General features: G+C 66.4%; 24 protein-coding genes. 15 read left to right on the top strand and 9 right to left on the bottom strand.

Translation table 11 applies throughout. The features are described 5' to 3' along the window. The first annotated feature begins 160 nt into the window (after positions 1-160). Positions 161-1066 (top strand): NAD(P)-dependent oxidoreductase, encoded by a 906-nt coding sequence (locus tag CEK29_RS02965; RefSeq protein ID WP_094798685.1) that lies wholly within the window; start codon positions 161-163, stop codon positions 1064-1066. Between the two features lie 77 nt (positions 1067-1143). On the opposite strand, the gene CEK29_RS02960 is transcribed toward CEK29_RS02965, so the two are convergent. After that, positions 1144-1770, bottom strand: coding sequence for an FMN-dependent NADH-azoreductase (locus CEK29_RS02960; protein ID WP_094857265.1), 627 nt, complete (start codon positions 1768-1770; stop codon positions 1144-1146). Between the two features lie 120 nt (positions 1771-1890). On the opposite strand from CEK29_RS02960, the gene CEK29_RS02955 reads away from it, so the two are divergent. Next, positions 1891-2820, top strand: coding sequence for a LysR family transcriptional regulator (locus tag CEK29_RS02955; RefSeq protein ID WP_094857264.1), 930 nt, complete (start codon positions 1891-1893; stop codon positions 2818-2820). 64 nt (positions 2821-2884) lie between these two features. Here the strand turns inward: CEK29_RS02955 and CEK29_RS02950 are convergent, their stop codons facing one another. From CEK29_RS02950 to CEK29_RS02930, 5 genes are all read right to left on the bottom strand, one after another. After that, the gene (locus CEK29_RS02950; RefSeq protein WP_094798682.1) at positions 2885-4408 is read right to left on the bottom strand and encodes a tripartite tricarboxylate transporter permease; all 1524 of its coding nucleotides are present in this window, start codon (positions 4406-4408) and stop codon (positions 2885-2887) included. Between the two features lie 6 nt (positions 4409-4414). After that, on the bottom strand, positions 4415-4861 hold the full coding sequence (locus CEK29_RS02945) for a tripartite tricarboxylate transporter TctB family protein (RefSeq protein ID WP_094798760.1): 447 nt from the start codon (positions 4859-4861) through the stop codon (positions 4415-4417). A gap of 150 nt (positions 4862-5011) precedes the next feature. Further along, a complete protein-coding gene (locus CEK29_RS02940) occupies positions 5012-6535 on the bottom strand; it encodes a sensor histidine kinase (RefSeq protein ID WP_249278936.1) in 1524 nt (507 codons plus the stop codon). Between the two features lie 73 nt (positions 6536-6608). Then, a complete protein-coding gene (locus CEK29_RS02935; RefSeq protein ID WP_094798681.1) occupies positions 6609-7298 on the bottom strand; it encodes a response regulator in 690 nt (229 codons plus the stop codon). After that, the gene (locus CEK29_RS02930) at positions 7279-7854 is read right to left on the bottom strand and encodes an RNA pyrophosphohydrolase (protein ID WP_094798680.1); all 576 of its coding nucleotides are present in this window, start codon (positions 7852-7854) and stop codon (positions 7279-7281) included. The genes CEK29_RS02935 and CEK29_RS02930 overlap by 20 nt, the downstream gene beginning before the upstream one ends. A 65-nt stretch (positions 7855-7919) precedes the next feature. Here CEK29_RS02930 and CEK29_RS02925 point away from each other — a divergent pair, with 65 nt between their 5' ends. The 10 genes from CEK29_RS02925 to CEK29_RS02880 all read left to right on the top strand — a co-directional run bounded on the left by CEK29_RS02925 (position 7920) and on the right by CEK29_RS02880 (position 16983). After that, the gene (locus tag CEK29_RS02925) at positions 7920-9650 is read left to right on the top strand and encodes a proline--tRNA ligase (RefSeq protein ID WP_094857263.1); all 1731 of its coding nucleotides are present in this window, start codon (positions 7920-7922) and stop codon (positions 9648-9650) included. Positions 9651-9702: 52 nt separating this feature from the next. Continuing rightward, positions 9703-10125, top strand: a complete 423-nt coding sequence (gene ybgC / locus CEK29_RS02920; protein ID WP_094798678.1) for a tol-pal system-associated acyl-CoA thioesterase — start codon at positions 9703-9705, stop codon at positions 10123-10125. Between the two features lie 2 nt (positions 10126-10127). After that, positions 10128-10799 carry a protein TolQ gene (gene tolQ, locus CEK29_RS02915; RefSeq protein ID WP_094798677.1) on the top strand — a complete coding sequence of 224 codons (672 nt, stop codon included), beginning with the start codon at positions 10128-10130 and terminating at the stop codon, positions 10797-10799. Next, on the top strand, positions 10799-11260 hold the full coding sequence (tolR, locus tag CEK29_RS02910) for a protein TolR (protein WP_094798676.1): 462 nt from the start codon (positions 10799-10801) through the stop codon (positions 11258-11260). Before tolQ ends, tolR begins: the two co-directional genes overlap by 1 nt. 30 nt (positions 11261-11290) lie before the next feature. After that, positions 11291-12475: a cell envelope integrity protein TolA gene (gene tolA, locus CEK29_RS02905; protein ID WP_094857262.1), complete on the top strand. Its 1185-nt coding sequence runs from the start codon at positions 11291-11293 to the stop codon at positions 12473-12475. A 16-nt stretch (positions 12476-12491) separates the two neighbouring features. After that, positions 12492-13805: a Tol-Pal system beta propeller repeat protein TolB gene (tolB, locus tag CEK29_RS02900; protein WP_094798674.1), complete on the top strand. Its 1314-nt coding sequence runs from the start codon at positions 12492-12494 to the stop codon at positions 13803-13805. A gap of 31 nt (positions 13806-13836) precedes the next feature. Then, positions 13837-14337, top strand: a complete 501-nt coding sequence (gene pal / locus CEK29_RS02895) for a peptidoglycan-associated lipoprotein Pal (protein WP_094798673.1) — start codon at positions 13837-13839, stop codon at positions 14335-14337. A gap of 86 nt (positions 14338-14423) precedes the next feature. Further along, positions 14424-15119, top strand: a complete 696-nt coding sequence (ybgF, locus tag CEK29_RS02890) for a tol-pal system protein YbgF (protein WP_094798672.1) — start codon at positions 14424-14426, stop codon at positions 15117-15119. Beyond that, entirely contained in the window at positions 15119-16195 is a 1077-nt protein-coding gene (locus CEK29_RS02885; protein ID WP_094857261.1) for a FecCD family ABC transporter permease, read from the top strand. Before ybgF ends, CEK29_RS02885 begins: the two co-directional genes overlap by 1 nt. Continuing rightward, the gene (locus CEK29_RS02880; protein ID WP_094857260.1) at positions 16192-16983 is read left to right on the top strand and encodes an ABC transporter ATP-binding protein; all 792 of its coding nucleotides are present in this window, start codon (positions 16192-16194) and stop codon (positions 16981-16983) included. The genes CEK29_RS02885 and CEK29_RS02880 overlap by 4 nt, the downstream gene beginning before the upstream one ends. 54 nt (positions 16984-17037) lie before the next feature. Here the strand turns inward: CEK29_RS02880 and CEK29_RS02875 are convergent, their stop codons facing one another. After that, positions 17038-17535, bottom strand: coding sequence for a YbaK/EbsC family protein (locus CEK29_RS02875; RefSeq protein WP_176456822.1), 498 nt, complete (start codon positions 17533-17535; stop codon positions 17038-17040). An 82-nt stretch (positions 17536-17617) separates the two neighbouring features. Between CEK29_RS02875 and CEK29_RS02870 the strand changes: the two genes are divergently transcribed. Further along, positions 17618-18433, top strand: coding sequence for an alpha/beta fold hydrolase (locus CEK29_RS02870; protein WP_094857259.1), 816 nt, complete (start codon positions 17618-17620; stop codon positions 18431-18433). 13 nt (positions 18434-18446) lie between these two features. Here CEK29_RS02870 and CEK29_RS02865 read toward each other — a convergent pair whose 3' ends face one another. Next, positions 18447-19196, bottom strand: a complete 750-nt coding sequence (locus CEK29_RS02865; protein ID WP_094798757.1) for a TerC family protein — start codon at positions 19194-19196, stop codon at positions 18447-18449. A 149-nt stretch (positions 19197-19345) separates the two neighbouring features. Here CEK29_RS02865 and CEK29_RS02860 point away from each other — a divergent pair, with 149 nt between their 5' ends. After that, complete coding sequence (locus tag CEK29_RS02860) at positions 19346-19873, top strand: MgtC/SapB family protein (RefSeq protein ID WP_094798668.1); 528 nt, start codon at positions 19346-19348, stop codon at positions 19871-19873. Here CEK29_RS02860 and CEK29_RS02855 read toward each other — a convergent pair whose 3' ends face one another. Next, positions 19874-20338 carry an Lrp/AsnC family transcriptional regulator gene (locus tag CEK29_RS02855; protein WP_094798667.1) on the bottom strand — a complete coding sequence of 155 codons (465 nt, stop codon included), beginning with the start codon at positions 20336-20338 and terminating at the stop codon, positions 19874-19876. 230 nt (positions 20339-20568) lie between these two features. On the opposite strand from CEK29_RS02855, the gene CEK29_RS02850 reads away from it, so the two are divergent. Then, positions 20569-21549 carry a DMT family transporter gene (locus CEK29_RS02850; protein ID WP_249278935.1) on the top strand — a complete coding sequence of 327 codons (981 nt, stop codon included), beginning with the start codon at positions 20569-20571 and terminating at the stop codon, positions 21547-21549. Positions 21550-21557 lie beyond the last annotated feature (8 nt).

Raw genomic sequence — 21557 nt, 5'->3', positions numbered from 1 at the left:
CCCCCTACGCGGGGCCGGTTTTTTATTGCGCCGCCGCGACGCACGACATGGAAAAAGCGCACCTCATGAGCCCGCAAAAACCGGCGCAACGGACTCGCGGCGCGCTATCGATTGCGGTAAGGTAGTCGCCTGTTTCGCACCCCTTACCGGAGTCCTCCGCATGGCAAGCATCGGTACCAAGAGCTACGACAACGTGACGCCCCGCCGCGTCGCTTTCCTGGGCATGGGCGTCATGGGTCTGCCCATGGCGGGCCATCTGGCACGCGCCGGCCACACCGTGACGGTCTACAACCGTTCGGCGGCCAAGGCCCAGGCCTGGGTTGCCGAGTTCGGCGGCCACAGCGCCGCCACGCCGCGCGAAGCCGCGGCCGATGCCGATATCGTGTTCGCCTGCGTGGGCAACGACGATGACCTGCGCAGCGTGGTGCTGGGCGAGGACGGCGCTTTCGCCGGCATGAAGCAAGGCGCCATCTTCGTCGATCACACGACCGCCTCCGCCGACGTGGCCCGCGAGCTTTACGCAAAGGCCCGCGAACTCGGTCTGCAATTCATCGACGCCCCCGTCTCCGGCGGCCAGGCAGGCGCCGTGAACGGCGTGCTCACCGTGATGTGCGGTGGCGAGGCCGAGGTCTTCGACACCATCAAGCCCGTGGCACAGGCATTCGGCCGTGCCGTGACGCTCGTGGGCGCCCCGGGCGCGGGCCAGCTGGCCAAGATGGTCAATCAGATCTGCATCGCCGGCATCGTCCAGGGCCTCTCGGAAGCCGTGGCCTTCGGCCAGCAGGCCGGCCTCGACATGAAACTCGTGCTCGACGTCATCAGCAAGGGCGCGGCACAGAGCTGGCAGATGGAAAACCGCGGCGGCACGATGGTCGACGACAAATTCGACTTCGGTTTTGCCGTCGACTGGATGCGCAAGGACCTGGGCCTGGTGCTGGCCGAGGCCCGCAACAATGGCGCCCGCGTGCCGTTGACCGCGCTCGTCGATCAGTTCTATGGCGACGTGCAGAAGCTGGGCGGCGGCCGCTGGGACACGTCCAGCCTGATCAAGCGCCTGCGCGACTGAGCGCGGGTCTGCCAGAGCGCAAAGCCCGGCCGGGAGCCATCCCGACCGGGCTTTTCACTTCTGCGGGCGGGGCGAAATCAAGCCGCGAGCGCGGCCTCGACCGGCGCAACCAGCTCGTCGATGCGGCCACGCGCGAGCGCCATGCCTTCCGCCGCCGCGAGTTCGCCCATCGCCAGGCCTTCGGCGGCCACGTAGGTCACGTCCGTCATTCCGAGGAAGGCGAACATCTGCGTGAGATACGGCGTCATCGTGTCGCCGGGCGTGCCCTCGGCCTTGCCGCCCCGGGCGATCAGCACGACGACCTGCTTACCCTTGACCAGCCCCTCGGGCACTCCTTCCGGCGTATAACGGAACGTGACGCCAGCCCGCGCCAAGTGGTCGAGATAGCTCTTGAACTGGGCCGGCATATTGAAGTTGTAGACCGGCAGGGCGAACACGACGCGATCGGCGGCCTGCAGCTCGGCGATCAGCGCATCGCTCAGCGCCACGATGTCCTGCTGGGCGGGCGTGCGCGATTCGGCCGGCGAGAACAGGGCACCGACGGTATCGCCATCGAAGTACGGCACCGGGTGGGTGGCCAGATCCCGGACGGTGATCGTACCGGTGGGGTCATTCGCCTTGGTGCGCGCGATCAGATGATCGGCCAAGTGGCGGGAATTGGAACGATCACCAAGGATCGAGGACAGGACGACAAGGGTTTTCATGTGGAATCTCCGTAGTGGCGGCCTCTTGCCGCGCTAACCATGGCCACACTGTAGATCGCTTCATTAGATCCATAAACCCGGTTAAGATGAACTAAAAGTTCTATAGGTAGAACAATAGAGATGCACGATCTCAACGATCTCTTCTACTTCGCCCAGGTGGTGGACCAGGGTGGTTTCAGCGCCGCCGCGCGCGCGCTCGACATTCCGAAGTCGCGCCTCTCGCGCCGCATCTCGCAACTGGAAGAGCGACTGGGCGTGCGGCTGCTGCAACGCACGACCCGACGCCTGCGCCTCACGACCGCGGGCGAACGCTACCTGCACTATTGCCGCGAGATGGCGGTGTCCGCGCGTGCGGCCGAAGAGGCGATGCGCCAGTTGCAGACCGAACCCGCCGGGCCGGTGCTGGTGAGCTGCCCGGTGTCGATTGCGCAGCAACTGCTCGCGCCGCTGCTGCCCGAGTTCATGGATGCCTGGCCCGCGGTGTCGGTGCAGCTGATGGTCACGAACCGGCGCGTCGATCTCATCAACGAAGGGGTGGATCTCGCGCTGCGCGTGCGCACGCGGCTGGACACCGACGCCGAACTGGTCGTGCGTCAGCTCGGCATCGCGAGTGGCACCCTGGTGGCGAGCCCTGCGTATCTGCAGCGCCACGGCACGCCCGACACGCCGCAGGATCTGAGCTCACATGCCACGCTCAGCTTCGATGATCCGCAGAGCGAAGTGCACTGGGCACTGCGCAACGGCCGGGGCGAATCGATCGACGTGGCGCTGCAGCCGCAACTCTGCTGCAACGACTTCATCGTGCTTACCGAAGCCGCGGTGCGCGGGCGCGGCATCGCGCTGCTGCCGTCGATCGCAACGCAGGCCGAGATTCGCCGCGGCGAACTCGTCACGGTGCTGCCCGATTGGCAGTCGCCGGAAGGCATCGTGCACTGCATCTATCCGTCGCGGCGCGGCATGATCCCGGCGGTGCGCACCTTCGTGGACTTCCTGTTCGAGCGCCTGCCGCCGCGCTATCAGCAGCTGGGCATGAAACCCATCTCGCGTTGATGAAAAAAAGGCCAGCTCGATCGAGCTGGCCTTGTGGTGCCGCAGCGTGAGATGCGCTTGCGGCTCAGGTGCCCGCGTTCGCGGCCACCGGCGCCTTATCGCGATTACGCCGCATGAACGCCCAGATCTGCGCGAGGATCAGCAGCGCACTCGCCGCGATGAACCAGGCGCTGATGGGACGCTCGACGAACACGCTCAGGTTGCCGCGCGACAGCAGCAAGGCCCGGCGGAAGTTTTCTTCGACCATCGGTCCGAGCACGAAGCCGAGCAGGATCGGGGCGACCGAGAAGTCGAGGAACATGAGCAGTGCGCCGATCACGCCGAACGCGAGCACTTCCCAGATCTGGAACAGGCTGTTTTGCGTACTGAACACGCCCACCGCGATGAAGAACAGCGCGGACGGGAACAGGAAGCGGTAAGGCACCTGCAGCAGCTTGACCCACACGCCGATGAGCGGCACGTTGAGCACCATGAGCAGCACGTTGCCGACCCAGAAGCTCGCGATCAAACCCCAGAAGATGTCCGGATGCTCGGTGATGAGCTGCGGACCCGGCTGGATGCCCTGAATCAGCAGCGCGCCGAGGATCAGCGCCATCACCGCATCGCCCGGGATGCCCAGGCTCATCGTCGGGATGAAGTCGACCTGCGTCTTGGAGTGCGACGACGCTTCAGGCGAGGCGACGCCCGCGATCATGCCGGTACCGAACTTCTCGGGCGTCCGCGACACCTTGCGTTCGAGCGCGTAGGCGATGAACGTGGTGATGGTCGGGCCCGTGCCCGGCATGGCGCCGAAGACCGTGCCGACCAGGGTGCCACGCACCATAGGCATGAAGGCCTCCTTCATCTCCTGACGGCTCGGACGCATGTCGCGCACGCGCAGCTTGGCGCCCGTGCTGATGGTGGCCATGCGATTGACGCTCATCAGGAAGTCGGCGACGCCGAACAGGCCCATCGAGATCGCAACGAGTTCGAGTCCATCGGACAAGTCGATCAAGCCGAACGAGAAGCGGATCGTGCCCGTGTTCACGTCGGTACCCACCACGCCGCACATCAGGCCGAACAGCGTCATGGCGACGCCCTTGAGCGGCGAGCCGCGCGACATGGTCGCGCCGGCCAGCAGACCGAGCAGCATGATCGAGAAGATTTCGGTGGGGCCGAACTTGAAGGCGATCTCCACCAGCAGGGGCGAAGCGAAGATCATGACGATGATGCCCACCGATGCGGCGAAGAACGAGCAGATCATCGTGATGCCGAGCGCCGTTCCTCCCCTGCCCTGTTTAGTGAGTGGATAACCATCCAGGCAGGTCACGGCATGCGGCGGATGCGACGGCAGATTCAGCAGAATCGCGCCGATGGCGCCGCCGTATTGCGAACCGTAGAAGATGCCGGCCAGCATCAGGATCGCCGGCACCGGCTGCATCACGTAGGTGAGCGGCAGCAGGATCGAGATGGCGGACAGCGCCCCCATGCCGGGCAGCACGCCGATGAGGTTACCCACCAGCACGCCGAAGAACGACCACATCAGGTTGTGCCATTGAAAGGCAACACCGAAGCCGTACCAGAGGTCTTGCAATGATTGAGCGATCATGGTGCATCAACCCCAACGAAAGAGCGGCAGCTGCAGTTGCAGCGCCCACCAGAACACGACGATCGCGATCACGCACATGGACGAGGCCAGCAGCAGGGCCTGCTTGATCGTGTTGGTGCGGTCGCCCAGGGCGGAGATGAAGACGATGGCGAAGGTCGCGGGCAGCAGACCGCCCCACTCGCCCAGCAGCAGAAACGCCAGGATGCCCAGCAGAATGCAGGCGCCGCCGCGCAGATCGGGAAACGCATGACCGTGGCCGCCCTCGACAGGCAGACCCTTTTCGCTGACGGCATCGGCATTGCCGCGCGAACGCGCCGACGCGGCGATCATCAGGCCGACCAGTGCCAGCAGCGTGCCGATGGCCGCGGGAAAGAATCCCGGCCCCATGTGCGACAACGTGCCCAGGTGATAGTCGGTACCGGCGTATACGGCCGATGCGCCGATCAACACCATCAGCGCGCCCCCGTAGTAGTCCTTCTTGTAGTTTGAAAGCTCCACACTTGCTCCTCGCGCGCGGATGCGCGGCTCGTAACACGGCACCCTGGAATGCGGATGCCGTCGTCCCGTTGCGGGGACACGCGAGGAGAATACGAAGCGAAGCTGCTAAACAGCTTTCTTTGCGCTGTCGGCCTCCTGAATCCCAGGGTTATCACTGAGCAAGGGGATCCAGAAGACGGCGGCGAGGCCGGTGCCGCCCTGATTGTTGGGTTCGCCGTCACGCAATTCGATGTCGCCATCGTTGCGGCGCGCGAAGGCGCGGGCGATGGCGAGGCCCAGTCCCGAACCCGACGTGCTGCTGCCGCGCTCGGCGTCGATGCGGTCGAAGCGCGCAAAGGCGCGGCTGCGCAATACCGGCGCGATGCCGGGGCCGTCATCGGACACGACGAACTCGGCGCGGCCTTCGACGCGCACCACCGACACGGTGATGCGCGCGCCCACGGGCGCGTAATTGATGGCGTTGTGCACGAGGTTGGACATCACCTCGTGCAGCTCCGCCTCGCTGCCCAGGACCGGCACGATGGCATCGCCATCGGTGTCGGGACCGGCATCGTCACCGCGCACATCGACCCAGCCGAGATCCTGCCGCTTTTCGTGGGCCAGCGGCAGATACTGCAGCACCACGTTGCGTGCGAGCTCATTGAAATCGAGCTGTTGGCGTGGCGTGGGGTCGGCCTGGCTGGCGTGCGCGAGCGAGAGCAACTGTTCGGTGAGCCGGCGCGTGCGGCCGAGCTGATCGACGATGGCGCGCAGCCCCTCCTGGGCGCGCGTGGGATCGCGTTCGCGCAGCGCATATTGCGCCTGGGTCAGCATGATGGCCAGCGGCGTGCGCAACTGATGCGAGGCATCGGCGAGAAACTGCGATTGCTCGTCGATCACGCGGCGATGGCGGGCGATGTGGTGGTTGACCGCTTCGACGAGGGGCGCGACCTCGCTCGGTACGCGCGCGGCATCGAGAGGCGTGAGATCGTCGGGCGAGCGCGAGCGGATGTCGTTGCGCAGTCGCACCAGCGGACGCAATGCCCAGTTCACGCCCCACCAGACCAGCAACGCCACGAGGGCGAGCATGCGGGCGTCGCGCAGCACTTCCTGGCGCTGTGCGCTGGCTTCGGCGGCCACCCGCTTGCCGATGCTTTCGGCCACCACCACCAGCACCTGACGATGCGTGCCGCGGTAATAGAGATCGCGCAACACGGCGACGGCCCGCACGGGATCATTGCGATAGACGGCGTCGTAGAAGATCGGGTTGCCGTTGCCGACCGGCCAGACCGGCGGCCGCGGCATCTCGGGCATGCCGGCCAGCGAGCGGCCCTCCGCGGCCGGCCCGGTCTTGCTGCCTTCAGGCCAGGGCGGATCGATTTCTTCGATGCGGTAGTACTTGCGCAGCCCGGCACGCGACTCGAGCATCACCTGGGCGTAGAGCGGCGTGGCAACCTGCAGCTCGCCATCGGGCAGGAACTCCAGGCTGCTTTCGAGCACGCGGGCGGGCTCGAGCAATGCGGAGTCGTACGCTTCGTTGGTGATGGTGGAGAGCGTGCGGTAGTCGTTCCAGCTGTCGATGACGAGCAGCATGACGACGCCCGGCAACAGCAGCGAAATCAGCAGCGCGCGAATCCCCACCAGCGGCATGCGCCAGCGCTGCGCGAACGCCGTCCGGAGGGTGCCCGGGCCAGCGTCGGCGGCGTCGTCCCCGGTGTCGGGGCTACTCTTCCTTGGCGGGCTCACTGACCGCGCTTTCCAGCATGTAGCCGAGCCCGCGCACCGTCACGATCCGCACGTCGCTGCCCGCGAGCTTCTTGCGCAGGCGGTGCAGAACGACCTCGATCGCATCGGGATTGGCTTCGCTATCGTGCGTAAAGACCTTGCCGAAGAGCTGGGTCTTGTCGACCGGGTAGCCGCTGCGCGTGAGCAATGCGGCCAGCGCCGCGTGTTCACGCGGCGTCAGGAACAGCAGCGAGCCGTCGAGCGTGAACGCGCGGCTCTCGCCGTCGTAGGACAGCGATCCGCACTGCAAGCGGGGATGCTGACGGCCCCGGCTGCGCCGCACCAGGGCGGTCAGGCGTGCCTCGAGTTCTTCGAGCGCGAAGGGCTTGGTCAGGAAATCGTCGGCGCCCAGATTGAGCCCGCGAACGCGATCCTGCAAGGCGCCCTGCGCCGTCAGGAGCAGCACCGGGGTGCGGTCGTCGCGGTTGCGCATCTCGCGCAGCAACACCAGCCCGTGTTTGTCGGGCAGGCGCAGATCCATGACGATCGCGTCGTATTCGTTGCCCGCCATCAGGCCTTCGGCCGTGCGCGCGTCGGGCGCGTGGTCGGGCAGGAACCCGCTTTGCGCGAGCGCACGCATCAACCACGACGCCATGTCGCGTTCGTCTTCAACCAGCAATATGCGCATGACCGTCTGTTTCAGCTGGCTGATTGTCCGTCGAGGTCCGCGGACCATGCACACGCTGGCGCAGGTACCGGGTCTCGTGATGGCGGCGGAAAAGAATGGCCGCCAACTCGTTCAAAGCCTGGGTATAAACCTCGCGCTTGAACTCGATCACGGCATCGAGCGGCACCCAATACTGGCTCCAGCGCCAGGCATCGAACTCCGGATGCTGCGTCGAGCGCAGGCACACATCGCTGTCACGGCCCACGAGCCGCAACAGGAACCAAATCTGTTTTTGTCCTTTATAGTGGCCGCGCCACTCACGCCGGACGAAGTGATCCGGCACGTTGTAACGTAGCCAATCACGTGTACGCCCCAAAATGCGGACATGCTCGGGCTTCAGGCCCACCTCTTCATGGAGTTCGCGATACATGGCTTGCACCGGGCTTTCGCCGTACTTGATGCCGCCCTGCGGGAATTGCCAGGCATGTTCCCGGATTCGCTTCCCCCAAAAGACCTCGTTTTTGCCATTGACGAGAATGATGCCGACATTGGGGCGGTAGCCTTCGCGGTCAAGCATGGGCCACCCCCACCGAATTCAATACAATTACAGTTGATTATACGTATCTGCTGCCACCTTTAAACATGCGCGCATCCAACTACCATCTCAACACCCTCAGAGAAGCCCCCGCCGAGGCGGAAGTCGCCAGTCATCAGCTGATGACCCGGGCGGGCATGATCCGCAAACTCGCGGGCGGGATCTACTCCTACATGCCCCTGGGCCTGAAGGTGATCCGCAAGATCGAGCACATCGTCCGTTCCGAGATGAACGACGCCGGCGCCATCGAATTGCTGATGCCGGTGGTGCAGCCGGCCGAGCTCTGGATGGAGTCGGGCCGCTGGGAGCAGTACGGCGCCGAGCTGCTGCGCATCAAGGATCGCCACCAGCGCGACTTCGTGCTGCAGCCGACCTCCGAAGAGGTGATCACCGACATCGCGCGCAACGAGATCCAGAGCTACCGCCAGCTCCCGATCAACTTCTATCACATCCAGACCAAATTCCGCGACGAGCGCCGTCCGCGCTTCGGCCTGATGCGCGGCCGTGAATTCACCATGAAAGACGCCTACTCGTTCGATCGCGACGAGGCCGGCGCCCAGCGCAGCTACGACATCATGTACGACGCGTACATGCGTATCTTCAACCGCCTGGGCCTGGAATTCCGCGCCGTGGCGGCGGATACCGGTTCGATCGGCGGCACGCGCAGCCATGAATTCCAGGTGATCGCCGACACCGGCGAAGACCTGATCGTCTACAACCCCGAGTCCGATTACGCCGCCAACATCGAGCTGGCCGAAGCGCCCAACCGGCTGCCGCAACGCGCCGCCCCCGGCGAGCCGCTGGCCGACGTGCCCACCCCGGGCGCGGCCAAGTGCGAAGACGTGGCCAAGCTGCTGGGCATGCCGCTGGCCCAGACGGTCAAATCGATCGTGCTGGCCACCGAAGAGGAAGGCAAGCCGGTCCAGGTGTGGCTGCTGCTGCTGCGCGGCGACCACGAACTCAACGAGATCAAGGCGTCCAAGGTGCCCGGTCTGGCGGGTTACCGCTTCGCCACCGAAGCCGAGATCGTCGAGCATTTCGGTTGCAAGCCGGGCTATCTCGGCCCGCTGAACACCGTGCGCCCGGTGCGCCTGGTGGTCGACCGCACCGTTGCCAACATGGCTGACTTCGTCTGCGGCGCCAACCGCGAAGACTTCCACATCCGTGGCGTCAACTGGGGCCGTGACCTGCCCGAGGCCGAATTGGTGACGGATCTGCGCAACGTCGTGGAAGGCGACCCCTCGCCCGACGGCAAGGGCCACCTCGCCATCCAGCGCGGCATCGAAGTGGGTCATGTGTTCTTCCTGGGCACCAAGTACTCCCAGGCGCTCAAGGCCACCTTCCTGGATGAGACCGGCAAGCCGGCGATCATGCAGATGGGCTGCTACGGCATCGGCGTGACCCGCATCGTGGGTGCCGCCATCGAGCAGAACCACGACGCCCGCGGCATCATCTGGCCGCGCGCGATCGCCCCCTTCGAGGTCGTGATCTGCCCGGTGGGCTGGGGCAAAAGCGAAACTGTTCGTAACAAGGCCACCGAGCTCTACGGGTCGCTCAAGGCACGGGGCGTGGACGTCATTCTCGATGACCGCGATGCGCGCCCGGGCGTGATGTTCGCCGAATGGGAATTGATCGGCGTGCCGCTGCGGATCACCGTGGGCGAACGCGGCCTGAACGACGGCGTGATCGAGGTGCAGGCACGCCGCGAAAGCGAGGCCGCGAAGATTCCTGCAGAAAGCGCGCTGCAAACTGTACTGGACAAGCTCGAAACGCTGTAGACTGCGCCCCCGGGCCACTCTGGCCCGGGTTACTACGCCGTCTTCATCCATCGTGAGTTCTTCGACGCCCGCCGAATCCACCCTGCGCATCCGTGTCTACTACGAAGACACCGACGCCGGCGGGGTGGTTTTCTACGCCAACTACCTGAAGTTCTTCGAACGCGCGCGCACCGAATGGCTGCGCGAGCTCGGCGTGGAGCAATCCAACCTGGCGCGCGACGAGGGGCGGCTGTTCGTCGTGACCAACCTGGACATGGCGTACCGCAAGCCCGCCCGTCTTGATGACTTACTGACAATCACCAGTCGTGTTACACGTTTGGGCGGAGCTTCGATAAACTTCGCGCAGCGCGCCTCGCGAGACGGGGAACTGCTGGCCGAAGGGCAAATCCAAGTGTGTTGCGTCGACTCGGCTCGCATGCGCCCGGCCGAGTTGCCGCCCGCGCTACGTGCAAAACTGGAATTTCTTCAGGGATAACCATGCAAGTCACCAACGACATGTCGTTGCTTTCGCTGATCTCGCACGCTAGCGTGCCGGTACAGCTCATCATGTTGATGCTTCTGGGCATTTCCATCCTGTCCTGGACCTACATCTTTGCGAAGCGCATGGCCATCAAGCGTGCGCATCAGCAGACCCGCCGCTTCGAAGACGATTTCTGGTCGGGTGGCGATCTGGCCATGCTGCAACAGGCGGTCGCCTCGCGCCGCGACGAACAGGGCGCCCTCGCCCGCATCTTCGATGCCGGCATGACCGAATTCCTGAAGGCCCGCCGCGGCGGTGGCGCTGGCGACATGCTGGACGGCCCGCGCCGTGCCATGCGCGCCGCCTACCAGCGCGAGATGGATTCCCTGGAATCGCACCTGAACTTCCTGGCCTCGGCCGGCTCGGTCAGCCCGTACATCGGTCTGCTCGGCACGGTCTGGGGCATCATGCACGCCTTCATCGGCCTGTCGAACATGCAGCAGGCCACGCTGGCTTCCGTCGCGCCCGGTATTGCCGAAGCGCTGATCGCGACCGCCATCGGCCTGTTCGCCGCCATCCCCGCGGTGGTGGCCTACAACCGCTTCACCAACGACATCGACCGTCTGTCGATCCGCTTCGATAGCTTCGTCGACGAATTCCTGAATATTCTGCAACGGCAGGTGCGCTGATGCCCTCGGTACGCTCGGGCGGCCGTTCGAGCCGCCGCATGAAGGCCGACATCAACGTCGTTCCCTATATCGACGTGATGCTGGTTCTGCTCGTGATCTTCATGGTGACCGCGCCGCTGATCACCCCCGGTCTGATTCAGCTGCCTTCGGTGGGGCAGGCGTCCGACGTGCCCGCCACGCCGCTCGAGGTGCAGATCGACGAGGCCGGCAAGATCTCGGTGCGCATGCGCGAGCCGGGCGCCACGCCGACCGAGATCGCGTCCACGGCGCTGGTCTCCGAAGTGCAGTCGCGCATCACGGCCGATACGCCGGTGGTGATCGCCGCCGACGGCAAGGTGCCCTACGAACAGGTGGTCAAGGTCATGGACGAACTGCGTTCCAGCGGCATCACCAAGCTGGGCCTGCTGGTCGACCAGGGCGGCGCAGCTCAAAGCCAGGCGAAACCCGCCCAGAAACGTTAATCGGCCGCCGCGCCAGCCTTTGCGACGCTCATGACGCCACCTCTTTTCAAGCACGACGACACCGCCCCTGCCACGCCCGAAAAGCAGGACAACCGCAAGGCCCTCGGCCTCGCGGTGGGGGTGCACGTCCTGCTCCTGATCGCGCTGATTTTCGGCGTGAACTGGCGTTCGGAGAATCCGGGCCCGGTGCAGGTCGAGCTGTGGGCGGACGGCAATTCGCCGGTGTCGCCCCCGCCGCCCAAGGAAGACCCCACGCCCGAGCCCAAGCCGGACCCGACGCCCACGCCTCCGCCCGAACCGGATCCCGCGCCGCCGCCTCCGCCCCCTCCGCCTCCTCCGCCGCCGCAACAGACGCAGCAGCCCAAGGAGACGCCGGATCCCGAAATCGCGCTCGAAGCCCAACGCAAGAAGCGCGAGGAAGAGGAAAAGGCGCGTGAAGCCGCCGAGGCCGCCAAGGAAAAGCAGCGTCTCGAAGAAGAGCGCAAGGCCGCCGAGCTGAAGGAAAAGCAGCGCATCGAGCAGGAGCGCAAGGCTGCCGAAAAGGCCGCGGCCGAGAAGGCTGCCGCCGAGAAAGCGGCCGCCGAGAAGAAGGCCAAGGAAGAGCAGGCCAAGAAGGACGCTGCCGAAAAGGCCGCCGCCGAACAGAAGGCGAAGGAAGAGGCCGCCAAGAAGGAAGCCGCCGAGAAGAAGGAAGCCGCCGAAAAGGCCGCTGCCGAGAAGGCGGCTGCCGAGAAGAAGGTCAAGGAAGAGGCTGCCAAGAAGGCCGCCGCTGAGAAGGCGGCCGCCGAAAAGACCGCCGCCGAGAAAAAGGCCAAGGAAGAAGCCGCCAAGAAGGCTGCCGCCGACAAGGCACTGCGCGACGCGTTCCGCAACGATGCCCTGGGCGCCGCCGGCATCCCGGGTGGCACGGCGGATCGCAACCAGGCGGGTGGTGGTCGCGACGACGGCTACGGCGCCAAGGTGCGTGCCTGCGTGCAGCCGGGCGTGGCATATCCGACCCCGCCGCGTGCCGGATCGTCCAATCCGACCGCCCAATACCGGGTACAGTTGAGTAATGATGGATCGGTCAAGGGCGTGACGCTCACGTCCTCATCGGGCAATACCGGCTTCGACCGCGCGGTCGAGACCGGCATCCGCCGATGCAATCCGTTCCCCAAGCCTTCGACGGGCCGCTACGAGCCCATCATCGACGTTGTATACCGTATGTATGATTGACAGGAGATCGCCGACCATGACACCCGCATCCCGACGCACCCTGCCGGGGATCTTGCGATCGTATGGCCTCGCATTGGTGCTGCTTGTCGCCGCCATGCTGGCCTGGCATCCGGCCCACGCACAATTGCGCGTGGACATTTCCGGCACCGGAGCCACTCAGTACCCCGTAGCCATCGCCGACTTCGCCGGCGATGACACCCGAGGCCGCGCGCTGGCCGAAGTGATTCGCGCCGACCTGACCCGCACGGGCCAGTTCCGCCTGATCAACGCCGCCGGCGCCAACCTGAATGTCGATTCGCAGCTCGCCTACGACGACTGGCGTGGCCGTGGCGCTGACTTCATCGCCTATGGCACGATCACCCGCACGGCCGACGGCCGTTACGACGTCCGCTATCGCCTCGGCGATACGGTCAAGAAGGGCCAGCTCGACGGCGTCGCGTTCTCCGGCACCGAACAAGAGCTGCGCCGCGTGGCGCACCAGATCGCCGACCGCATCTACGAAAAGATCACCGGTGTGCGCGGCGTGTTCTCGACCCGCATCGCTTACGTGCTCAAGCAAGGCAGCACGTACGAGCTGCAGGTTGCCGACGCCGACGGTCAGAATCCGCAAGTCGCGCTGCGCTCGCGCGAACCCATCATTTCGCCGTCCTGGTCGCCCGATGGCAGCAAGCTCGCCTACGTGAGCTTCGAGTCGGGCAAGCCGGTGGTGTACTCGCACACGCTCGCCACCAGCGCGCGCGTGCCGGTCGCCAACTTCAAGGGCAACAACAGCGCACCCGCGTGGTCGCCCGACGGCAGCCAGCTCGCCGTGGCCCTGACGCGTGACGGGCTGTCGCAAATTTACATCGTCAATGCGGCAGGTGGCTCAAATATGCGCCGTATTACACGTTCTCCCGGGATTGACACCGAGCCGAACTTTACGCCTGACGGCCGTTCCATTATCTTTACCAGTGACCGCAGTGGCGGGCCGCAAATCTATCAAACCGGCCTGGATGGTGGCGACGCACGCCGCCTCACATTTAACGGTGGTTACAACATTTCACCCCGAATTTCCCCCGATGGATCGACGCTGCTGTACGTTGCAAGACGAGACGGCGCGTTTCGGATCGCCTCGCTGAACCTGTCCTCCGGGACCGAAAACCTGCTGACCGATGGTCGTGACGATCAGTCGCCGAGTTTCGCCCCGAATGGAATGCAGGTCCTCTACGCCACCATCCAAAATGGACGTAGCGTTCTTGCAGGAGTCTCGAGCGATGGCCGCGTGCGGCAGACTCTGTCAGTCCTGAATGGGGAAATACGTGAACCAACGTGGGGCCCATTTACCCGATAACACGTGTGACTCTCTTTAGAAAGGAACTATCATGAAGTCGCGCATTGCCAAAAGCCTGACCATCGCTGCTCTTGCTGCCACGCTGGCCGCTTGCAGCTCCGTCCCTCTCGACGACAAAGCTGGTCAGGGCAGCGGCTCCGGCCAGGGCTCGTCGGCCTCCGGCCAGATCCTGGATCCCTTCAACCCCCAAAGCATCCTGGCGCAACAGCGCTCGGTGTACTTTGACTTCGACAGCTACACGGTGTCGGACCAATACCGCGGCCTGGTCGAAACCCACGCCCGTTACCTGGCTTCGCATCCGCAACAGCGCATCAAGATCGAAGGCAACACCGACGAACGCGGTGGCGCGGAATACAACCTGGCCCTGGGCCAGCGTCGTGCCGATGCTGTCCGTCGCATGATGACGCTGCTCGGCGTAACCGACAATCAGATCGAAACGATCTCCTTCGGCAAAGAAAAGCCCAAGGCGAGCGGCTCGTCTGAAGCTGACTTCGCGGAAAACCGCCGCGCTGATATCTCGTATCAGCGCTAAGTCCTCGCGACTGTAAGTGCCCCACCCTGCGTCGGGACGGTCAACCGGCCGTCCCGACGTTCTGCTTTTCAAGACCTGGAATTTTTATGCGAGATCGAGTCCTGTCCATGCGATCCCTGGTCCTGAGCGCAAGCCTCGCTTGTGCCGGCCTGGCGGCCCCCGCCCATGCCTTCGCCGACGATGAAGCCCGCCGGGCCATCCTCGAACTGCGCCAACAGGTGCAGCAACAGAACGAACAAAACCAGCGTGCGCGCCTGCAACTGGCCGACCAGATCCAATCGCTGCAGCAGGAAATCGCGCAACTGCGCGACCAACTCGAACTCGTCTCGCGTCAGCAGCCCAACTCGGGCGGCGCGCAAGGCCAGCAGCAACACGCGGGCAATCCGCCCGGCGTGAATGCCGCCGACCCGCAGGAACAGGCCGCCTACGACGGCGCCATCGACCTGTTCCGCAAGGCGCAATACAAGGACGCCGCCGAATCGCTCGCCGCGTTCGTCGCGCTCTATCCCAAGAGCCCGCTCGCCCCGACCGCGCAGTTCTATCTGGGTAGCAGCCGCTACGCCATGAAAGACTTCAAGGGCGCGATCGAGCAGCTCAACACCCTGATCCAGAACTCGCCCGACAATCCGCGCGCGCCCGATGCGCTGCTCGTGATCGCCGGCAGCCAGATCGAGATGAACAACCGCGCGGGCGCCAAGACCACGTTGCAACGCATCGTGCGTGACTACCCCACCGCGCCGGCCGCCAACACGGCCAAGAGCCGCCTGCAACTGCTGCAGTAATGCCAGTTCCGCCGGCGCGCGCCGACGAGTCGACGGCGGCCGATCCAACGGCCGCCGCCTATCGCGGCCTCGCCGGCCGGCGCCGGCTGCACGCCCTCGTGCTGCTGGCCGTCGCGCTGGCCTGTCTGGCCGCCGACATTCTTCTCGGGCCGTCCGGCCTCACCCTCTCCGATCTGTTCACCGCCCTGCTATCCCCCGATGCGGCCGATGCCAGCACGCGGGTGATCGTCTGGGACATCCGCCTGCCGCAAGCCGCCATGGCCGCGCTGGTCGGTGCGGCGCTCGGCCTGGCCGGCGCCGAGATGCAGACCATCCTGAACAATCCGCTCGCCAGCCCCTACACGCTCGGCGTGTCGTCGGCGGCCGCGCTGGGCGCCTCGCTCGCCATCGTGCTGCAGACCGGCGTGCCGGGGCTGCCGCTGGACTGGCTGGTGCCGGTCAATGCTTTCCTGTTCGCCGCGCTCTGCGGCCTGCTGCTCGACGCCGTGGCCCGGCGGCGCGGCATTGGTACCGCCGCCATCGTGCTGTTCGGTGTCGCGCTCGTCTTCAGCTTCAATGCCCTGACCTCGCTGATCCAGTTCGTGGCGAGCGCGCAGGCCTTGCAGAATCTGGTGTTCTGGACGCTGGGCAGCATGACGCGCGCCAACTGGGGCACCGTGGCGCTGATGGCCGTGGCGCTGGCGGCGGCCCTGCCGTTCGCCCTGTCGCAAGCCTGGCGACTGACGGCCTTGCGCCTCGGTGAAGAGCGCGCCGCCAGCTTCGGCGTGGACGTGCGCCGCGTGCGGCTCGGCGCCATCGCGCGGGTGAGCGTGCTGTCCGGCCTGGCCGTGGCGTTTGTCGGCACCATCGGCTTCATCGGGCTGGTCGCGCCGCACATCGCGCGACGCCTGTTCGGCGAAGACCACCGATATTTCCTGCCGGGCAGCGCGCTGACCGGCGCGCTGATCCTGTCCGCCGCATCCCTGTTGTCGAAGAACCTGCTCGACGGCGTGATCGTGCCCGTCGGCATCCTGACCGCGCTGGTCGGCGTGCCGTTTTTCATGGCGGTGTTGCTGCGCCGGCAGGCCTCGCTATGAACGCCACGCTGCAGTTGCGCGCGCTTCGGGCCGGCTACGGCCGCGCGCCCGACATCATCGCGGGCCTGGATGCCGGCCCGCTCGCGCCGGGTTCGCTGACCGCGCTGCTCGGCCCGAACGGCAGCGGCAAATCCACGCTGCTGAAGGCCATGGCGGGACTGGTGCCGCCGCGCGGCGGCGCGGTGCTGCTGGGAGATCAGGATCTGACCGTGCTGGACGCGGGCGCGCGCTCACAACGGTTGGTGTATCTGCCGCAGGGCCTGCCGGCCGACGTGCACCTGCGCGTGATCGAGTCGGTGCTGGCCGCCGCCCGCGCGCATCCGCCGGCCGAGGGCCCGCCCGCCCTGACGGCCATCACGGCCTTGCTGGAACGGCTGGGCATCGCGCATCTCGCCCTGCGCTTTCTCGATGAACTGTCGGGCGGACAGAAGCAGCTGGTGGGTCTGGCACAGGCGTTGATCCGCCGGCCGCGCGTGCTGCTGCTCGACGAGCCGCTCTCGGCGCTCGACCCGAACTACCAGTTTCACGTGATGACGCTGCTGCGCCAGGAAACGCGCGAACACGGCCTCATCACCGTGGCGGCGCTGCATGACCTGAACGCGGCCCTGCAGCACGCGGATCATGCGTGGATGATCCGGGCGGGCGCCCTGCATGCGAGCGGCGCGCCCGAGGCGGTGATCACCGCGCCGGGGCTGGCCGACGTGTACGGCATCGCCGCGCGCGTGGAGCACTGCTCGTCGGGACGGCCGCACGTGCTGGTCGATGGGCTGAGCACCGGGCTGCACTGAGCGGGGGCTCTGCCGACGCGCGGCGGGTGCGAGGCGAGCTGGCGATGCGGCAGCTCAGGCGCGTTGCGCCACGTCGGCTCGAGACGCGCCGGTCATGCGGGCCAGCTGATCCGGCGTGAGGTTGAACACCGCGTTCGGATGGCCGGCCGCGGCCCACAGGCTGTCGTAACGGAACAGATCGGTGTCGAGCAACATCACGGGCTTGGTGGCATGGCCGATCGGGCATACGCCGCCGATGGCATAGCCGGTGGCCTCGCGCACGAAGCGCGCATCGGCCTTGCCCAGCGCGCCCACCAGCGCGGCGACCTTGGCCTCGTCGACCCGGTTGATGCCGCTGGCCACGACAAGCACCGGCGCGTTGTCGGAGAGGCGGCGGAAGATGATCGATTTGGCGATCTGCGCCACTTCGCAGCCCAGGCCGGCGGCGGCCTCCGCGGAGGTTTTGCCCGTCTGGGGCAGCATCACCACGGGCCGGTCGTGTCCAAGCTCTTGCAGCAAGCGCGCCACACGGCGGGCCGACTCGGGCAGGGATTCCAGATCGGGCACATCCATCGCAATCGTCTCCTCGGGACCTGTTGACTGCGCAAAGTGTATCGCGGCGCTAGAATCCCAGGCTTGCTGGCAAGACCGACCCATGCGTTCCGAACCTCAACTCGACCTCCAGACCGTCGCGCTCGACGGTTATCCGCTCACCTACACCGAGTCCACGGGCACCGCCCTGGGCGCGCCGATGGTGCTGATCCACGGATCCTTGTGCGACTGCCGCTACTGGAAGCCGCAGCTGGGGCCGCTCGGGCGGCAGTTCCGCGTGTTGGCGCCCTCGCTGCGGCACTATTGGCCGGAAGCGTGGGATGGCGAGGGCGCGGACTTCTCGATCGCCCAGCACACGGCCGACGTGATCGCCCTGATCGAAACGGTGGCCGGCGAGCCCGCCCATCTCGTGGGGCATTCCCGTGGCGGCCGCATCGCAATCGATGTGGCGCTTGCCCGCCCGGACCTGGTGCGCAGCCTGATCCTTGCCGACCCCGGGCTGTCGCTGCCCGGCGAAGATGAGCGGGGCGATTTCCGTCAGCGCGCGCTCGAGCACATACGCGCCGGCGACGCGGACACCGGGCTGGCGCTCTTCATCGATACCGTGACGGGGCCCGACACCTGGCGCCGCATGGTGCCGTGGTTCAAGGACATGGTGCGCGACAACGCAGCGACGCTGCTGGGCCAGGCGGTGGAACCGCCCGCCCCGCTGGACCTCGACGCGCTCGCGGCGCTCGGGCTGCCCACGCTGCTGATCGGCGGCGCGCTGAGCCCGCCGCCCTATCCCGCCTTCATCGAACGCCTGCAGGCGCTGATGCCGCAGGCGCAGCGCGTGGCGATCACCGGTTCATCGCATGGCATGAACCTGGGCAACCCCCGCGCCTTCAATCAGGCGATCCTGGATTTTCTGGGCGCCTGACCCGCGGCTGGACTCAGTGCGCGGCACCGCCGCGGCGCTGGCGCGCGCGGCGCGCCAGCATGTTGAGGCCCTCGACCAGCGCCGAGAACGCCATCGCCGCGTAGATGTAGCCCTTGGGCACGTGCGCGCCGCAGCCCTCGGCCACCAGCACCATGCCGATCATCAGCAGGAAGGCGAGCGCCAACATCACGATGGTGGGGTTGCGCTCGATGAACTTCGCGAGCGGATCGGCCGCCAGCAGCATCACCGCCACGGCCACGACCACGGCGATCACCATGATCGGAATGTGCGGCGTCATGCCGACCGCCGTGATGATGCTGTCGACGGAGAACACCAGGTCCAGCATCAGAATCTGCCCGATCGCGGCGCCGAAGCCGATGGTCTGGCGCGAGCTGTCGTACACGTCGCCACTGGGCGTGGGGTCGACGTGATGATGAATTTCGCGGGTAGCCTTCCAGACCAGGAACAGGCCGCCCGCGATCAGAATGATGTCGCGCCACGAAAAGCCCTGGCCGAACAGCTCGAACACCGGCGTGTTCAGGCGCACGATGAACGCCACGGTGCCCAGCAGTGCGAGGCGCAGGATCAGTGCCGCGCCAATGCCGATGCGGCGGCCACGGCTGCGCTGCTCGGGCGGAAGCTTGTTGGTGAGGATGGAAATGAAGATCAGGTTGTCGATGCCGAGCACGACTTCCATGGCGATCAGGGTGGCCAGAGCGGCCCAGGCGGCGGGGGATTGAGCGAGCGAAAGCAGGTAATCCATCATCTCTTGGAACTCCGTGGGTCCGTACGATGCCCGCATGGGCGGTCTGCGCTGTCGGCCTATGATAGCCGCGCCGCATGACTACGGTTATGCTCGAATCAACCTGAAACGAAGTGTCCGCGCAAGGCGCGGATCGGCTGGAGTACTCGATGGAATCCGTGTGGCAGGAAATCTGGTTTACCGTGCGTGGCGAGTTTGCGGATATCCCCGACGTGGGCGAGGCGACACGCGTGATTCTGCGCTTACTGGTGGCCACGATTCTGGGCGGCATGATCGGTTATGAACGCGAACGCAGCGGCAAGCCGGCCGGCCTGCGGACCCACATGCTGGTGGCGCTCGGCGCCGCGCTGTTCGTGCTGGTGCCGGTCCAGAATGGCATGGAAGTGGCCGACTTGAGCCGGGTGCTGCAGGGCGTGATCGCCGGCATCGGCTTCCTGGGCGCGGGCGCCATCATCAAGCTCTCGGGCGAACGCGAGATTCACGGGCTGACCACCTCGGCCAGCATCTGGCTCACGGCCGCGGTCGGTGTGGCGGCCGGCATGGGCCGCGAGGCCACTGCGGTGGTGAGCACGCTCATCGCGCTGTTCGTGCTGGCGGTGATCCATCGCTGGGAAAAACACATCGCGGCCAACAACGAAAAGAGCGTGATCGCCGAGGCGCGGCCGCCGCGCCAGTGATCAGGGCGCGACCGACGCCGTCTGCTTCAGGCGCCGCAATACGAAGGTCGAACGGCTGTGCCGCACCCCGGGCAGCTTGTAGAGCCGCTTGCGCAGAAATTGCTCATAGCCCTCGGTGCCGGCCACCGCCACCTTGATCAGGTAGTCGTAGTCGCCGGTCACCAGAAAGGCCTCCACCACTTCGGGCAGCTCGGCGATCTGCGCGCCGAAGCGTTCCAGCGTGTCGTCGTCGTGGTGCTCGAGCGTGACTTCGATCATCACCGTGTCGGGCAGGCCCAGGGCTTTCTGATTGAGCAGGGCCGTGTAGCCCTCGATCACCCCCGCCTCTTCCAGGGCGCGCACCCGGTTCCAGCACGGCGTGGGCGACAGGCCCACCTGTTCCGCCAATTTGATGTTGGTCAGCCGGCCGTCGGCGCGCAGGGCGCGCAGAATCTTGCGGTCGGTATCGTCGAGACGAGCACCCATGGATCACCCGAAAAATATCTTTTCCTTAACCGGGAATATACAGCGGAAAATTCTCCGCTTCCGGGGAATCCCCGGACAAATCGGAAGCACATTTCGGGGCACGGTCCGTAAACTGTCCTGATGCGGCCCGTATCCGGTCCGCACTGCCCGGCCCCCTGCCCGCACCACCCCGCGAGCCCGTCGCGCCGGCGTTTCCGGCATTCGACGCGCGTGATCCGCGCGGCTGTTTCATGTCCCACGCTGCATCCCATCCGTCTTCTTCGCCCGGCAGTCGCGCCGGCGCGCCGCTGGTCACCCTGCTGATGCTCGTCTCCGCCCCGGCCCTGTTCGCCTCGAACATGGTGGCCGCACGCTGGGCCCACGATATCGGCCTGCCGCCGGTGTTTCTGGCCTGCGGGCGCTGGCTCACCGCGTTGCTGTTGCTGGCGCCGTTCGTCTGGCCGGCACTGCGGCGTCATGGCCATCTGTTGCGCGAGGCCTGGCCCGCGCTGCTGCCGCTGGCCCTGCTGGGCATGGGCGTGGCGGTCGCGCCGCAATACATCGGCGCGCAGTCGACCAGCGCCACCAACATCGCCCTGATCTTCTCGTGCAGCCCGCTGCTGGTGGTGCTGCTCGAAACGCTGCTGTGGCGCCAGCCGCTCGCGCCCTCGCGGGCGGCGGGCCTGTTGCTGGCCCTGGGCGGCGTGCTGGCCGTCCTGACGCGCGGCGACGCCGCCGTGCTGCAAGCGCTGGCCTTCGGCGCCGGCGACCTCTGGGTGCTGTTCGCCGCCACGGGCTGGGCCTGCTACACGGTGCTGCTCAAGCGCGCGCGCGTGCCCGCCATGCCCGACAGCCTGCGGCTGGCCGCGATGATGGCCGGCGGCGTCGTGGCGCTCGCGCCGTTTGCATTGGTGGAGGCGGTCGTGGGCACGGGCGCGGGGGTGCCTTTCGGCGATCCCCGCCTGTATGGCACGCTGCTGTTCCTGGCCCTGGTGCCCAGCCTGGGCGCGTATGTGGTGTACGGCAAACTGGTGCGACGCGCCGGCCCGGCCACCGCCGGTCTGTCGATGTTTCTGGTGCCGGCCTACGCGGCCATGCTGGCCTGGCCCGTGCTGGGCGAGCAATTGCAGGGCTATCACGCGCTCGGCTTCGGTTTGATCCTGGCCGGCGTGAAACTGGCCGCGGGGCGCAAGCGCCCACGCGGCCAGGTCGAGGCAGCCGCGGCTGCCTGAGAGGCGTC

It is taken from the genome of Bordetella genomosp. 5 (genome assembly GCF_002261475.1).
In the GTDB taxonomy this organism is placed as follows: Bacteria; Pseudomonadota; Gammaproteobacteria; order Burkholderiales; family Burkholderiaceae_B; genus Bordetella.
This window is presented reverse-complemented; position numbering and strand designations above follow the sequence as displayed.

What these genes read in the sequence shown, in the direction of transcription:
- CEK29_RS02945 (WP_094798760.1), bottom strand. Translation starts at nt 4,861, where the DNA reads ATGGTGTTGATCGGCGCATCGGCCGTATACGCCGGTACCGACTATCAC.
- CEK29_RS02925 (WP_094857263.1), top strand. Translation starts at nt 7,920, where the DNA reads ATGCGCGCATCCAACTACCATCTCAACACCCTCAGAGAAGCCCCCGCC.
- pal (WP_094798673.1), top strand. Translation starts at nt 13,837, where the DNA reads ATGAAGTCGCGCATTGCCAAAAGCCTGACCATCGCTGCTCTTGCTGCC.
- CEK29_RS02865 (WP_094798757.1), bottom strand. Translation starts at nt 19,196, where the DNA reads ATGGATTACCTGCTTTCGCTCGCTCAATCCCCCGCCGCCTGGGCCGCT.
- ybgF (WP_094798672.1), top strand. Translation starts at nt 14,424, where the DNA reads ATGCGAGATCGAGTCCTGTCCATGCGATCCCTGGTCCTGAGCGCAAGC.
- tolA (WP_094857262.1), top strand. Translation starts at nt 11,291, where the DNA reads ATGACGCCACCTCTTTTCAAGCACGACGACACCGCCCCTGCCACGCCC.
- CEK29_RS02875 (WP_176456822.1), bottom strand. Translation starts at nt 17,535, where the DNA reads ATGGATGTGCCCGATCTGGAATCCCTGCCCGAGTCGGCCCGCCGTGTG.
- tolR (WP_094798676.1), top strand. Translation starts at nt 10,799, where the DNA reads ATGCCCTCGGTACGCTCGGGCGGCCGTTCGAGCCGCCGCATGAAGGCC.
- CEK29_RS02965 (WP_094798685.1), top strand. Translation starts at nt 161, where the DNA reads ATGGCAAGCATCGGTACCAAGAGCTACGACAACGTGACGCCCCGCCGC.
- tolB (WP_094798674.1), top strand. Translation starts at nt 12,492, where the DNA reads ATGACACCCGCATCCCGACGCACCCTGCCGGGGATCTTGCGATCGTAT.
- CEK29_RS02935 (WP_094798681.1), bottom strand. Translation starts at nt 7,298, where the DNA reads ATGCGCATATTGCTGGTTGAAGACGAACGCGACATGGCGTCGTGGTTG.
- CEK29_RS02930 (WP_094798680.1), bottom strand. Translation starts at nt 7,854, where the DNA reads ATGCTTGACCGCGAAGGCTACCGCCCCAATGTCGGCATCATTCTCGTC.
- CEK29_RS02860 (WP_094798668.1), top strand. Translation starts at nt 19,346, where the DNA reads ATGGAATCCGTGTGGCAGGAAATCTGGTTTACCGTGCGTGGCGAGTTT.
- CEK29_RS02850 (WP_249278935.1), top strand. Translation starts at nt 20,569, where the DNA reads ATGTCCCACGCTGCATCCCATCCGTCTTCTTCGCCCGGCAGTCGCGCC.
- CEK29_RS02950 (WP_094798682.1), bottom strand. Translation starts at nt 4,408, where the DNA reads ATGATCGCTCAATCATTGCAAGACCTCTGGTACGGCTTCGGTGTTGCC.
- CEK29_RS02960 (WP_094857265.1), bottom strand. Translation starts at nt 1,770, where the DNA reads ATGAAAACCCTTGTCGTCCTGTCCTCGATCCTTGGTGATCGTTCCAAT.
- tolQ (WP_094798677.1), top strand. Translation starts at nt 10,128, where the DNA reads ATGCAAGTCACCAACGACATGTCGTTGCTTTCGCTGATCTCGCACGCT.
- CEK29_RS02855 (WP_094798667.1), bottom strand. Translation starts at nt 20,338, where the DNA reads ATGGGTGCTCGTCTCGACGATACCGACCGCAAGATTCTGCGCGCCCTG.
- CEK29_RS02880 (WP_094857260.1), top strand. Translation starts at nt 16,192, where the DNA reads ATGAACGCCACGCTGCAGTTGCGCGCGCTTCGGGCCGGCTACGGCCGC.
- CEK29_RS02885 (WP_094857261.1), top strand. Translation starts at nt 15,119, where the DNA reads ATGCCAGTTCCGCCGGCGCGCGCCGACGAGTCGACGGCGGCCGATCCA.
- CEK29_RS02870 (WP_094857259.1), top strand. Translation starts at nt 17,618, where the DNA reads ATGCGTTCCGAACCTCAACTCGACCTCCAGACCGTCGCGCTCGACGGT.
- CEK29_RS02940 (WP_249278936.1), bottom strand. Translation starts at nt 6,535, where the DNA reads ATGCCGCTGGTGGGGATTCGCGCGCTGCTGATTTCGCTGCTGTTGCCG.
- CEK29_RS02955 (WP_094857264.1), top strand. Translation starts at nt 1,891, where the DNA reads ATGCACGATCTCAACGATCTCTTCTACTTCGCCCAGGTGGTGGACCAG.